Annotated in this window: 9 protein-coding genes and 2 rRNA genes; 10 read left to right on the top strand and 1 reads right to left on the bottom strand. The window is 57.3% G+C overall.

Annotated elements, in window-relative coordinates:
- Nucleotides 1-40: 40 nt before the first annotated feature.
- From CGLUCO_RS10470 to CGLUCO_RS10445, 6 genes are read left to right on the top strand one after another with little or no spacing between them, the layout of a single operon-like run.
- A complete protein-coding gene (locus CGLUCO_RS10470; protein ID WP_084036555.1) occupies nucleotides 41-373 on the top strand; it encodes a hydrogenase maturation nickel metallochaperone HypA in 333 nt (110 codons plus the stop codon).
- 24 nt (nucleotides 374-397) lie between these two features.
- Entirely contained in the window at nucleotides 398-1252 is an 855-nt protein-coding gene (gene hypB / locus CGLUCO_RS10465) for a hydrogenase nickel incorporation protein HypB (RefSeq protein ID WP_198481474.1), read from the top strand.
- The gene (locus CGLUCO_RS10460; protein WP_005388872.1) at nucleotides 1249-2466 is read left to right on the top strand and encodes a hydrogenase small subunit; all 1218 of its coding nucleotides are present in this window, start codon (nucleotides 1249-1251) and stop codon (nucleotides 2464-2466) included. The genes hypB and CGLUCO_RS10460 overlap by 4 nt, the downstream gene beginning before the upstream one ends.
- Nucleotides 2466-4220 (top strand): nickel-dependent hydrogenase large subunit, encoded by a 1755-nt coding sequence (locus tag CGLUCO_RS10455; protein ID WP_084036556.1) that lies wholly within the window; start codon nucleotides 2466-2468, stop codon nucleotides 4218-4220. Before CGLUCO_RS10460 ends, CGLUCO_RS10455 begins: the two co-directional genes overlap by 1 nt.
- Nucleotides 4220-5122, top strand: a complete 903-nt coding sequence (gene cybH, locus CGLUCO_RS10450; protein WP_005388875.1) for a Ni/Fe-hydrogenase, b-type cytochrome subunit — start codon at nucleotides 4220-4222, stop codon at nucleotides 5120-5122. Before CGLUCO_RS10455 ends, cybH begins: the two co-directional genes overlap by 1 nt.
- On the top strand, nucleotides 5122-5745 hold the full coding sequence (locus CGLUCO_RS10445) for a hydrogenase maturation protease (protein ID WP_005388877.1): 624 nt from the start codon (nucleotides 5122-5124) through the stop codon (nucleotides 5743-5745). Before cybH ends, CGLUCO_RS10445 begins: the two co-directional genes overlap by 1 nt.
- On the opposite strand, the gene CGLUCO_RS10440 is transcribed toward CGLUCO_RS10445, so the two are convergent.
- Nucleotides 5720-6058: a hydrogenase maturation nickel metallochaperone HypA/HybF gene (locus CGLUCO_RS10440; protein ID WP_005388880.1), complete on the bottom strand. Its 339-nt coding sequence runs from the start codon at nucleotides 6056-6058 to the stop codon at nucleotides 5720-5722. The two genes, CGLUCO_RS10445 and CGLUCO_RS10440, sit on opposite strands and share 26 nt — an antisense overlap.
- A gap of 27 nt (nucleotides 6059-6085) precedes the next feature.
- On the opposite strand from CGLUCO_RS10440, the gene CGLUCO_RS10435 reads away from it, so the two are divergent.
- The 4 genes from CGLUCO_RS10435 to CGLUCO_RS10420 all read left to right on the top strand — a co-directional run bounded on the left by CGLUCO_RS10435 (nucleotide 6086) and on the right by CGLUCO_RS10420 (nucleotide 12961).
- Nucleotides 6086-7198, top strand: coding sequence for a hydrogenase (locus CGLUCO_RS10435; protein WP_084036557.1), 1113 nt, complete (start codon nucleotides 6086-6088; stop codon nucleotides 7196-7198).
- A gap of 4 nt (nucleotides 7199-7202) precedes the next feature.
- Nucleotides 7203-7442, top strand: a complete 240-nt coding sequence (locus tag CGLUCO_RS10430) for a HypC/HybG/HupF family hydrogenase formation chaperone (protein ID WP_005393823.1) — start codon at nucleotides 7203-7205, stop codon at nucleotides 7440-7442.
- A gap of 519 nt (nucleotides 7443-7961) precedes the next feature.
- Nucleotides 7962-9486, top strand: a 16S ribosomal RNA gene (locus CGLUCO_RS10425).
- Between the two features lie 376 nt (nucleotides 9487-9862).
- Nucleotides 9863-12961 (top strand): 23S ribosomal RNA (locus CGLUCO_RS10420).
- Together the 16S and 23S rRNA genes form the textbook arrangement of a ribosomal RNA operon.
- The last annotated feature ends 19 nt before the right edge of the window (nucleotides 12962-12980 follow it).

Raw genomic sequence — 12980 nt, 5'->3', positions numbered from 1 at the left:
AACAAAAAGTGGAGGGGTAACCGTACTCTAATATTGGGGTGTGCATGAGGTAGCCTTAAGTGAGCAGTTGGCTCGAGTGGTGTCTCGCGCAGCGTGTGGGCGCCCCGTAACCGCCATCCGGTTGGATATCGGGGCGCTTCGTCAGGTTGTGCCAGAGACGCTCGTCCACGCGTGGACCTTTGTTAGCGCCCGCAGCGGACTCGGTGGCAGCACGCTCATAATTAATGAGATCGATGCGGTTGTGGAGTGCGAAAATGGGCACACGAGGGTTCTTCGTGGTGTTCCCGATGTCACCTGCCATCGGTGCGAAGCCCCAACGCGAGTCATCGCTGGAAATGAGTTCCGGGTTGTCAGCATTGATGTGAAGACATAAATACCGGAGAGGATCAGGACTTTCATGGGACGCTTCCACCGCCATGACGACGGGACCGTTCATGCGCATCATCACTTGCACGACCATGATCACGGCCATACACATGACCATGACCACGGCCATTCGCATGAGCACGACTACGGGGATCACTCGGGATATGACACGGGTGAGGAAAGAATTGATGTTCTCGAAGACATCTTTAGTGAGAACGACCGCAAGGCAGAAGCAAACCGTGCTGCCCTCGATGCCGCGGGAGTCATCTCCATCAACCTCATGAGTTCGCCGGGGGCAGGCAAGACAGAGTTTGTTCGCCGAGTACTGGAGAAGACGGCGGAGACGACCCGGTACGGCATCATCGAGGGAGATATCGAGACCTCGCTCGACGCTGATCGTTTGGAGGGATTCGGGGCCCAAATTTCCCTTCTGAACACAGGCCACGGCTTCGGTGGGGAATGCCACCTCGACGCGCCTATGGTGGCGCACGCGCTGGAGGGGCTGGATCTCCCCGCGCTTGACGTGGTTCTCATCGAGAACGTCGGCAACCTCGTATGCCCCGCAGAATTCGAGGTCGGCGAGCATGCCAAGGCAATGGTCTTTTCCATCACCGAGGGGGAGGACAAGCCCCTGAAATACCCGGTGATGTTCCGCTCCGTGGGGGCCATCTTCGTCAACAAGATGGACCTCGCTCCGTACTTAGATTTCGACATGGATCTGTTCAAACGCAACGTCCACACCGTCAACCCGGACGCGGAGCTGTTTTTCGTCTCTGCGAAGACGGGGGAGGGGATGGATGAAGCGATCGGCTGGCTGGAAGCCGCGCGCCAGACCGCACACGCTGCGGGTAAGGAAAACGGAATGAAAGAAGATGAACACGCATGAGCCTGACAACAGCATGGCAAGAGCCAACACTGTGGGAGAACGTCGAGCGCCACGGCTTTTCGCGGCGTGACTTCCTCGGTCTGTGCACGTCAATGGCGGGAATCTTCGCCTTCGGCGCGCCGGTTACCGCCGCAGCGGACTCGCTGCACCCGGCGGCCGAGGAGATCGCCAACAAACTGGGCGGGGTGCAAAAACCCAACGTCGTGTGGCTGCAGCTGCAGGAGTGCACAGGATGTATGGAGTCCGTGCTGCGCTCCGGTGGCACCACCATCGAGGAACTCGTCCTCAACCTGCTGAGCGTGAACTACAACGAACTCGTCATGGCCGCCTCCGGCCACGCAGCAGACAAGGCGATGACCGACACGTTTGAGCAGCCACACATCCTTGTGGTCAACGGCTCGGTTCCGCGCAAGGAAGACGGTGCCTACTGCACGATTGCTGGTCGCTCCGTTGAATCCATCCTCAAGGACGCGGCGAAAAACGCCGAGGTTGTCCTCGCCGTTGGCGCGTGTGCGGTGTACGGCTCCGTGCAGGCCGCCAAACCGAACCCAACCGGAGCTGTTGGCGTGGACGAGATCATTAAGGACAAGCCCGTCATCAACGTCAGTGGCTGCCCGCCGATCGGCGAGGTCATCACCGCCACCATCACCTACATCTTGACCCACGGAAAGCCACCGAAGGTGGATAACGAGGGGCGCCCGCTGTTCGCATACGACCAGCGCATTCACGATTCCTGCCCGCGCCGCGCGCACTACGATGCCGGCCAGTTCGTCCACGCCTTCGACGACGAGGGCGCCCGCAACGGCTGGTGCCTGTACGACGTCGGCTGCAAGGGGCCGTCCACATTCAGCCCGTGCCCGATCATCCAGTGGAACATGAAATCCGGCTGGCCCATCGGTGCCGGTCACCCGTGCATCGGCTGCACAGAAAAAGACTTCTTTGACAAGTTCACCCCGTTTTATGAGACGTTGCCCAACATCAAAGGCTTCGGTGTAGAAACCACCGCGCAGAAGGTCGGCTGGGGCCTAATTGGTGCTGCCACCGTCGGCGTGGGTGCACACTTCGCCGGCACGATGATCAAGGAAGTTCGCCTCAATACCAAGGACGGCGAGGACCGCGTCCTGGAAACCTACGATGGAGTGCGTAAGCCCCAGGAAACCGGAACCGCAACGGCGGTTAGGACGTCGACAAGCGACGAGGAAGGAACGAAGTAGTGGCAACCGAACGAGTAGTCGTCGACCCGATCACCAGGATCGAAGGCCACCTCCGCATTGAGCTTGAGGCAGACGACAAGAAAATTTCTAAGGCGTGGGCCGAGACCACCCAGTTCCGCGGTATTGAGACCGTGGTCAAGGGCCACGACCCCCGCGACGTGTGGGCCTTCGTCGGCCGCATCTGCGGTGTGTGCACCGGCACGCACTCCATCGCCAGCGTCGCAGCCGTCGAGGATGCCTTCGACATCACGCTGCCTGACCAGGCACGTCGCATCCGTGAACTGATCCTCGAATCCCAGGAAGTCCACGACCACGTCGTTCACTTCTACCACCTGCACGCGCTGGACTTTGTCAACGTGGTCTCCGCAGCCCAGGCCGACCCGCAGAAGGCAGTCGACTTCGCTAACTCCATCGGCTCGACCTGGTCCGGGAACAACGTCGACCGCTTCGCCGAGGTGAAGAAGACGGTTCAGTCCATCCTCGACTCCGGCCAGCTGTCCGTGTTCACCGGCGGCTACTGGGAGCACCCGGATTACCGGCTTCCCCCGGAGGCCAACCTCATGGCCGTCAGCCACTACCTGGATGCGCTGCAGTTCCAGCGTTCCATCATCCGCATCAACACGGTGTTCGGTGGCAAGAATCCGCACCCGAACTTCCTCGTCGGAGGCATGGCCTGCTCCATCGATCCGGACAAGTCCGAGACCGTCAACCAGGTGTCCCTCGACCAGATCAAGAAGTGGACGAAGGAAATCCACGACTTCGTGCGCAACTGCTACTTCCCGGATGCCGTTGCCATCATGAGCGTGTACAAGGACTACTTCGACATCGGACAGAGCTCCCCGAACTTCCTCGCCGTGGGTATGGCCGGTGCGACCTACTCCGGTGATCCGGCCGAATCCAGGATCCCCACGATCCACCCGGAGATTAAGCCCGGCGTTTTCCTCGACGGCGACCTGCACACCGTGCATCCCTTCGAGCCCTGGAAGATCACAGAGGGAATTTCCTCCGCGTGGTACACCTACTCTGACGGCGACGAGGCACAGCTCACCCCCGACGTTGGTGAGACCACCCCGCAGTACACGGGCCCGACCCCGCCGTACGAGTGGCTTGCCGACGACCAAAAGTACACGTGGTCGAAGGCTCCACGCTACGACGGTCGCGCCATGCAGATGGGGCCCATCGCCCGCGTTCTACTCGCCTACAACCAGGGCGAGTCGACGACGGTGAAACTCGTCGATGACGCTCTCAAGACCCTCGGCATCACCCTCGAGCAGCTGAACTCCACCGGCGGCCGCACGCTCGCCCGCGCGGTGGAATCCGTGACTACCGCGGACTACATGATCGAGAAGACACTGCCGGAATTCCTCGATGGCATCGCACACGGCGACATCGACGTGTTCAACGGCTCCAAGTGGGAGCCGTCGAGCTGGCCGAAGGAGACCAAGGGTATGGCCTTTGTTGAGGTGGCGCGCGGCATGCTCAGCCACTTCATTCACGTGAAGGACAGCAAGGTGGAAAACTACCAGGCTGTTGTTCCGACTACCTGGCTGGCATCGCCGCGTGACAAGACCGGTCAGCTCGGACCGTACGAGGAGGCACTCGCCGGAAACGGACAGCACCCGCTCGTGCGCAACGACGAGCCGCTGGAGGTGCTCCGCACCATTCACTCCTTCGACCCGTGTATGGCCTGCGCCGTCCACATCATGGACCCCGAAGGCGAAGAGTCCGGTCCCTTTACGGTGGTGACCGGATAATGAACGGCTCCAAGAAGTACGCTCCGCGCGGTGACGCATTCCTCAAAGCGGAAACTGCGAAGATACACCGCGTTGAGGAAGAAAACGCTCCCCAGCACGTTGAGGTGGAGGAGGAGCGGCGTAGCCGCCCCTGGAAGCCTCCGCAGGAGAACTATCCATCCGTCAAGAGCCAGGCCAGTGAGAAGACGCGCCTCATGGAGGACGGCGACTTCATTGAGCTCCACCTGTGGCCCGCGGGCCTGCGCATCACACACTGGCTGAACCTGTTCGCCGTGATGATGCTCTCCGTGACGGGTTACTGCATCATGGATCCGTTCCTGTTCTCCACCAACACTGGATCGACAGATACGGGCTTCCTCTTCGGCACGATCCGCTTCATCCACATTTGCTGTGGCTTCCTGTGGTGCGCGATCGGCATCGTCCGTCTGTACCTGCTGTTTGTGTCCAAGGCGAAGCAGACGCGCTGGCGTGGCCTGTGGCCGTGGTGGAAGAAGGAAGACGTTATCAACACGGGCCGGATGGCCATGTACTACGCCTTCCTGCGCAAGGATGCGCCCTTCTATGTGGGGCACAACCCGCTGCAGCAGCTTGCCTACACCGGTATTTACATCCTCTGCATCATGGAGGTCATCAGCGGTCTCTCGCTGTACTCCCTGGCGCTGGTCAACGATAACTGGTTCTGGGCAATGCTTGCGATGCCCGCGCAGTGGCTCGGCATCCCGACGATGCGTCTCCTGCACGCCAGCTTCATGTTCTGCATGTGGGTGTTCGTCATCATCCACGTCTACCTCGTCTTCCGCGCCGAGGTAGTCGAGCGCCACGGTGCCCTGAGCTCCATGGTCGGTGGCACCAGCTGGGTGCGCGCCTCCGTCCGCCCGGTGGACCTGGACGATATTTCGTAATGGCACTGGACTCGGAAGCTGACGGCTCTGACTCGCAAGCTCGCGGCTCTGACTCGCAAGCTCGCGGCTCTGACTCGCAAGCTCGCCAGAGCCGGGGAGGGGAGGCGCAGAAACGTGTGACGGTGCTGTATGTGGGCAACCCAATCATGGGCGACGACGGCATTGGGCCCGCCATCGCACGGGCGCTCGTCGGTGCCCCCGACGAACCCGTGCCCCTGTCATCCGCGCACCCCGAGCCCCAGGAATTCTCCTTGCCTGGGGTAGAGCTTGTCGACGGCGGAACCTCCGGCATGGAACTCCTGCCCGCCATCCTCGACTCCGGCGAACTCATCCTCATCGATGCCGTCACCGTTCCCGAGGCACGCCCAGGCGACATCATCGTCCTCGAAGGCGATCAGATACCCCGCCTGCGCAAGACGAAGCTCTCACCCCACCAGGTGGGGCTCCTGGACCTCCTGTCCGCCGCGAAGCTCATGGGGCATAACCCCAGCTACCTCGCCGTTGTCGGCATCGCACCCAAAAAGGCGGACCTTGGCGTCGGGCTGAGCCCGGAGGTCGAGGCAGCGGTCCCTGCGGCCGCGAACACCGTGCGAGACATTATTTCTCAACGTCAATCGATGTGAGCTGGAATTCCCTGCCGTGGCGCATGTCCGCGGTCGGGGTTCCACACACGGGGCACGTTAGGGCAAAAAACTCATCAATTTCCTGCTCGCCGTTACAGCCGGGGCAAAAAACGGTCGCGGGGATGATCGTCAGTTCAAGTTTCGTGCCCGCCAGGGGAGTGCCCTCAATAGCGATCGGCCACGTGTTCTCCAGAATGTCGGGCACGGCACCGGACATCGTTCCCACATCCAGGTTCACCTGCTTAACCGTTCGTCCGGCGGCAGCTTCGACCGCCGCGTCAACAACTCCGGCCAACAAGCTAAGCTCATGCATGACCCCATCTTAAGATAAGGAAAAGTAGTGACGGAAACGCTAGGTATCGACCTCGATATCAATCCTTTCGAGGCTGTCGTCGTGGAAGAAGAGGACGGGACACGCCACTTTGATCTCTCCACATTCCCGCGGGTAGAACACCTGCTCATTGGCAAACCCGTGGACGTAGTCGCCGATTCCGTAAAGATGCTGTGCGGCATTTGCCCCATCTCCCACCATCTGGCGGGGATGCGGGCGCTCGACCAGATCTACGGCGCAACTCACCTGCCAGAAACCGCCCTTGACGTGCGGCTCCTCCTTCATTATGCGTCCGTTTTGGACCTCGCCGCCGGGCGCCTCCTGTTCACGAATCGGGAGGTAGCTGTTGCCGCGAAGAAGGTGGCGCGCGACGCGTGCGCAGCCATCGGCATGACGGGGCACTTTCCCTCGGTTGCGGTCCCCGGCGGAGTGACGCAGGCGGCGACCGAATGGGATCTGGAACCGCTTCACCGGCTCGTCGGAAAGCTTAAAGAGGTGCTCAACACCTCGCCGGCGCACGTCTCCAGCGGGTACGTGGGCACGAACGTGGCGCTTGTCTCGCGCAACGGTGAGCTCAACCCCCTCGGCGATATCGTCGGAGTCATCCGCGACGGGAGCTTCAGCTCGTTCCCCGTCACCGATTGGACCGCGCGCGTTGTCGAGTCCCGCCCCGGCTCCGTGTCACCCTTCCCGCTTCTCGACGGCCAGTCGTACCGCGTCGGCCCACGCGCTCGCGCTGCCTTCAGCTCTGTCGACGGCGACACCATCGCTGAGCTGTACGATGCCGCCGTAGCGATGGTGGAACTCGCCGCCAAGCCCAGCCTCTACGGCGATGACTTACGAGCGGACGTGTCCGAAACTCCCGTATCCCAAACCGGAACCGGGATCGTGGACTCTCCGCGTGGCATCCTCGTCCACCACTACGAAATCGACGAAAACGGGATCCTCACTGGGGCGCAGATCCTCACGCCGACCGCGCAGAACGATCCCTGGCTCACCCAGATGCTTACCGACGCGCACACCGAAGAAGAGATGGAACGCGCGATTCGAATCGCGGACCCGTGCGTGCCCTGTGTGTCCGCGCCACCCGGAAAAATGACGATCAAGGTGAAAGAAGACTAGACCCATGTGTTTTGGAATCCCCGGAAAGATTATTGAGCGCACCGACGGGCCACTGCCCACCGGCACCATCCAGTACGGCGCGGTGACGAAGCGGTGCTCACTGATGTACCTGCCGGAGGCGGAAATCGGCGATTACGTCCTCGTTCAGAACAAAATCGCGATGACGCTCATGAACGAGGAGGAGGCGCAGGAGTGTATCGACGAGCTCAACGCCAACGATCTCCTCACAGATCTCCCTCAATAAAAATGCTTTAACCTGCGGAGTTGTGGGAAGCTGGTGGGGTGTGTATATTCATTCCACGTTGCACAGAGCGGTGCGAATGAAACCGGCTGTGAAACATACTTCAGATCGAATTTCAACCGGGTTTTGACAATTCGCGTGATGTTCATCTAAAGTTAACAAAGCGCTCAGCGATGCGGCTTCAAGTTGTGAAGCCTGCAGGTTGGGTGTGCATGTTGTGTGAGAACTCGATAGTGTGTTGATGTACTACTTTTTGTTTGTTTGACAGGTTTTTGTGGTGCTTGTTGGGTGTGGTTTTCTGGTTTTGTGGCTGGGGGGCTGTCATCTGGCTCTGTACAAGGCGTTTCCGTTTTGGTTTCGTTTTGGTGGATGTGGCGCTTCAAGAATTTTGTTGACATTGTGGTGGTGGTTTTCTCGTTGAGGCCATCATTGTTTTTTGTTTACTTTTTTCTTTACGCTTTTGTTCTTTTGGAACGTTTTATTTTTTTTGGTTTGAGCTGTTTTTTGCTTGTTCAACTTTTTTTGTTGGAGAGTTTGATCCTGGCTCAGGATGAACGCTGGCGGCGTGCTTAACACATGCAAGTCGAACGGAAAGGCTCCAGCTTGCTGGGGTGCTCGAGTGGCGAACGGGTGAGTAACACGTAAGTGATCTGCCCTGCACTGGGGGATAAGCTTGGGAAACTGGGTCTAATACCCTATAGGACCGCATCGTGGTTGGTGTGGTGGAAAGGTTTTTCTGGTGTGGGATGAGCTTGCGGCCTATCAGCTTGTTGGTGGGGTAATGGCCTACCAAGGCGGCGACGGGTAGCCGGCCTGAGAGGGTGTGCGGCCACATTGGGACTGAGATACGGCCCAGACTCCTACGGGAGGCAGCAGTGGGGAATTTTGCACAATGGGCGGAAGCCTGATGCAGCGACGCCGTGTGGGGGATGAAGGCCTTCGGGTTGTAAACTCCTTTCGTCAGGGACGAAGTTTTTTTGACGGTACCTGGATAAGAAGCACCGGCTAACTACGTGCCAGCAGCCGCGGTAATACGTAGGGTGCGAGCGTTGTCCGGATTTACTGGGCGTAAAGGGCTCGTAGGTGGTGTGTCGCGTCGTCTGTGTAATCCAGGGGCTTAACTTTTGGTTGGCAGGCGATACGGGCATTGCTTGAGTGCTGTAGGGGAGACTGGAATTCCTGGTGTAGCGGTGAAATGCGCAGATATCAGGAGGAACACCGATGGCGAAGGCAGGTCTCTGGGCAGTTACTGACGCTGAGGAGCGAGAGCATGGGTAGCGAACAGGATTAGATACCCTGGTAGTCTATGCTGTAAACGGTGGGCGCTAGGTGTGAGTCCCTTCCACGGGGTTTGTGCCGTAGCTAACGCTTTAAGCGCCCCGCCTGGGGAGTACGGCCGCAAGGCTAAAACTCAAAGGAATTGACGGGGGCCCGCACAAGCGGCGGAGCATGTGGATTAATTCGATGCAACGCGAAGAACCTTACCTGGGCTTGACATATGTGAGATTGGGCTAGAGATAGTTCGTCCCTTGTGGCTCATTTACAGGTGGTGCATGGTTGTCGTCAGCTCGTGTCGTGAGATGTTGGGTTAAGTCCCGCAACGAGCGCAACCCTTGTCTTATGTTGCCAGCACGTTGTGGTGGGGACTCGTGAGAGACTGCCGGGGTTAACTCGGAGGAAGGTGGGGATGACGTCAAATCATCATGCCCCTTATGTCCAGGGCTTCACACATGCTACAATGGCTGGTACAGTGCGTGTGCGACACCGTGAGGTGGAGCTAATCGCGAAAGCCAGTCTCAGTTCGGATTGGGGTCTGCAACTCGACCCCATGAAGTCGGAGTCGCTAGTAATCGCAGATCAGCAGTGCTGCGGTGAATACGTTCCCGGGCCTTGTACACACCGCCCGTCACGTCATGAAAGTTGGTAACACCCGAAGCCCATGGCCCAACCGGTTTTCCGGGGGGAGTGGTCGAAGGTGGGATTGGCGATTGGGACGAAGTCGTAACAAGGTAGCCGTACCGGAAGGTGCGGCTGGATCACCTCCTTTCTAAGGAGTTTTATTTATTATTTTTTTCTTCTACTGGCACTCATGGTTGGTAGGGGATGCAGGTGTTTGTGTCGCCGCAGGTGTGACCGCGCCTAAAGTTTTGAATCCAGCGTGGATGCAAAACGGGTGAGCCGCCCAATATGTGGGTGCTGCAAGGATTGTGTTGAACGTGAAAAACATGTGGTGGTGCATTGGCATGCTGTTGGGTGTCTGGGGCAATATGTGTTGTTCCTTTTGGTCACCATGGTTGAAAGACAGGGTTTTTGTTTTCTTGTTTTTTGGTTGTGGTGGTGTGGTGTGTGTGAATTGTATAGTGGACGCGTGTGATTTCTTTTTTGTTCATGTTTTAGTTTTTTGATTGTGGCATTGTGTTTGTGTTTTTTATTTTTTAGGCACACGGTGGATGCCTGGGCATGGCAAGCTGATGAAGGACGTGGTGGGCTGCGTTAAGCCTCGGGGAGTTGCCGTATGAGCGTTGATCCGAGGATGTCCGAATGGGGAAACCTAGCCCTCAGTGATGGGGGTTACCGTATGATGAATTCATAGTTGTGCGGGAGTGGCCGGGGAAGTGAAACATCTTAGTACCTGGTGTGTAAGAAAACAATTGTGATTTTGTGAGTAGTGGCGAACGAAAGCGAATTTTTGACTAAACTGCATGCAGCGTGATGCCTTGGTTGGGGTGTTGTGTGTGGGGTTGTGGGGTCTGCGTTGGTGGTCAACCTTTTTGCCACCAGCCTTTAGCGCATGCGTAGCGGAAGTGGTGTGGAATCGCCTGCCGGAGTAGGTGAGAGTCCTGTACGTGAAATGTGTGTGCTTGGGTGTGCGTGGTGTCCCCGAGTAGCAGTGGGCTCGTGGAATCTGCTGTGAATCTGCCGGGACCGTCCGGTAAGTCTGATAACTTGCTTGTGACCGATAGTGTATGAGTACCGTGAGGGAATGGTGAAAAGTACCCCGGGAGGGGAGTGAAATAGTTCCTGAAACCGTGTGTTGACAATCCGTCAGAGCCTCTTTTAATGGGGTGATGGCGTGCCTTTTGAAGAATGAGCCTGCGAGTCAGCGGCATGTCGCTTTAAAGTTAACTATTTGTTGTAGGTAGCTGGAGGGAAACCGAATCCTAACCTAGGGTGTTGGTGGCATGTTCTGGACCCGAAGCGGGGTGATCTACCCATGGCCAGTGTGAAGCAAGGGTAAGACTTTGTGGAGGCGCGAACCCACGTAGGTTGAAAACTGCGGGGATGAGTTGTGGGTAGGGGTGAAAGGCCAATCAAACTCCGTGATAGCTGGTTCTCCCCGAAATGCATTTAGGTGCAGCGTCGTTGGTAGTGCTGCGGAGGTAGAGCTACTGGTTGATTGAGCGGGATTTTGTCTTAGTGACGTCAGCCAAACTCCGAATGCCGTATGTATGGTCCACGGCAGTGAGACTGCGGGGGATAAGCTTCGTAGTCGAGAGGGAAACAGCCCAGATCGCCGGTTAAGGCCCCTAAGGGTGTGCTAAGTGGAAAAGGATGTGTAATCGCGATGACAGCCAGGAGGTTGGCTTAGAAGCAGCCATCCTTGAAAGAGTGCGTAATAGCTCACTGGTTAAGTGGTTGTGCGCCGACAATGTAGTGGGGCTTAAGTACACCGCCGAAACCGCGGCAAGAATGTTTTTTGTTTTTGGGTAGGGGAGCGTCGTGCATTGTGTGAAGCCTGCTGGTAACGGTTGGTGGATGTGTGTGCGAGTGAGAATGCAGGCATGAGTAGCGAATGGTAGGTGGAAATCCTACCCGCCGGATGACTAAGGGTTCCTGGGTGAAGCTGGTCTTCCCAGGGTGAGTCGGGACCTAAGGCGAGGCCGACAGGCGTAGTCGATGGATAACCAGTTGATATTCTGGTACCCGCGCATGTGCGACAAATGGTGAATCATTGATACTAACCACCCATGGAGATCAACGTTTTCCTGCATTTTTGATGTGGGGTGTTGTTTTTTGTGTGTGGGACCTGATGTGGTAGTAGCCACGTGATGGGGTGACACAGTAGGGTAGCCGCGCCACTTAGTGGATTGTGGTGTAAGCGTGTGGCACGAGGACGTGTTAAATGCCGTTCTCATTATGTGTGAGGCGTGATGCGTAGCCTGTTAAAGGGTGATGGTGGTGATCCTGTGCTGTCGAGAAAAGCCTCTAGCGAGTGCAAGTGTGGCCCGTACCCCAAACCGACACAGGTGGTCAGGTTGAGAATACTAAGGCGAACGGGTGAACTATGGTTAAGGAATTCGGCAAAATGCCCCCGTAACTTCGGGAGAAGGGGGACCCATGACCGTTGCTGACAGCAACTAGTGCGGTTGTGGGGCGCAGAGAATAGAGGGAAGCGACTGTTTACCAAAAACATAGGTCTGTGCGAAGAAGGTTAATTCGATGTATACGGACTGACGCCTGCCCGGTGCTGGAAGGTTAAGAGGACCTGTTAGATCATTTTGTGGTCGAAGCGGAGAATTTAAGCCCCAGTAAACGGCGGTGGTAACTATAACCATCCTAAGGTAGCGAAATTCCTTGTCGGGTAAGTTCCGACCTGCACGAATGGCGTAACGACTTCTCTGCTGTCTCGACCATAGGCCCGGTGAAATTGCAGTACGAGTAAAGATGCTCGTTTCGCGCGGCAGGACGAAAAGACCCCGGGACCTTCACTATAGCTTGGTATTGGTGTTCGGTTCGGTTTGTGTAGCATAGGTGGGAGACTATGAGACGGGTGCGCTAGCACCCGTGGAGTCGGAAGGTGAAATACCACTCTGATCGGATTGGATGTCTAACTTCGGGCCATGATCTGGTTTCAAGGACAGTGCCTGGTGGGTAGTTTAACTGGGGCGGTTGCCTCCCAAAATGTAACGGAGGCGCCCAAAGGTTCCCTCAGCCTGGTTGGCAATCAGGTGTTTAGAGTGTAAGTGCATAAGGGAGCTTGACTGTGAGACGGACATGTCGAGCAGGTACGAAAGTAGGGACTAGTGATCCGGCACCGATGTACGGAAGTGGTGTCGCTCAACGGATAAAAGGTACCCCGGGGATAACAGGCTGATCTTCCCCAAGAGTTCATATCGACGGGATGGTTTGGCACCTCGATGTCGGCTCGTCGCATCCTGGGGCTGGAGTAGGTCCCAAGGGTTGGGCTGTTCGCCCATTAAAGCGGCACGCGAGCTGGGTTCAGAACGTCGTGAGACAGTTCGGTCTCTATCCGCCGCGCGCGTTAAGAAACTTGAGAAAGGCTGTCCCTAGTACGAGAGGACCGGGATGGACGTACCTCTAGTGTGCCAGCTGTCACGCCCGTGGCACGGCTGGTTGGCTACGTACGGGAAGGATAACCGCTGAAAGCATCTAAGCGGGAAGCCTGTTTCAAGATAAGGTTTCTTAGGTTCCCTATAGACGATGGGGTTGATAGGCCAGAATTGGAAGGTGGGTAACCACCGAAGGTGACTGGTACTAATAACCATACTTTTAAAAAACACTATAACCTGCTACAAACAC

This window comes from Corynebacterium glucuronolyticum DSM 44120 (assembly GCF_030440595.1).
GTDB classification, from domain to species: Bacteria; Actinomycetota; Actinomycetes; order Mycobacteriales; family Mycobacteriaceae; genus Corynebacterium; species Corynebacterium glucuronolyticum.
Note: the sequence above shows the minus strand (reverse complement) of the source record. Positions and strands in the feature narration are given on the sequence as shown.

Coding starts and splice junctions, on each gene's coding strand:
- hypB (WP_198481474.1), top strand. CDS start 398: ATGGGACGCTTCCACCGCCATGACGACGGGACCGTTCATGCGCATCAT.
- CGLUCO_RS10460 (WP_005388872.1), top strand. CDS start 1,249: ATGAGCCTGACAACAGCATGGCAAGAGCCAACACTGTGGGAGAACGTC.
- cybH (WP_005388875.1), top strand. CDS start 4,220: ATGAACGGCTCCAAGAAGTACGCTCCGCGCGGTGACGCATTCCTCAAA.
- CGLUCO_RS10445 (WP_005388877.1), top strand. CDS start 5,122: ATGGCACTGGACTCGGAAGCTGACGGCTCTGACTCGCAAGCTCGCGGC.
- CGLUCO_RS10440 (WP_005388880.1), bottom strand. CDS start 6,058: ATGCATGAGCTTAGCTTGTTGGCCGGAGTTGTTGACGCGGCGGTCGAA.
- CGLUCO_RS10430 (WP_005393823.1), top strand. CDS start 7,203: ATGTGTTTTGGAATCCCCGGAAAGATTATTGAGCGCACCGACGGGCCA.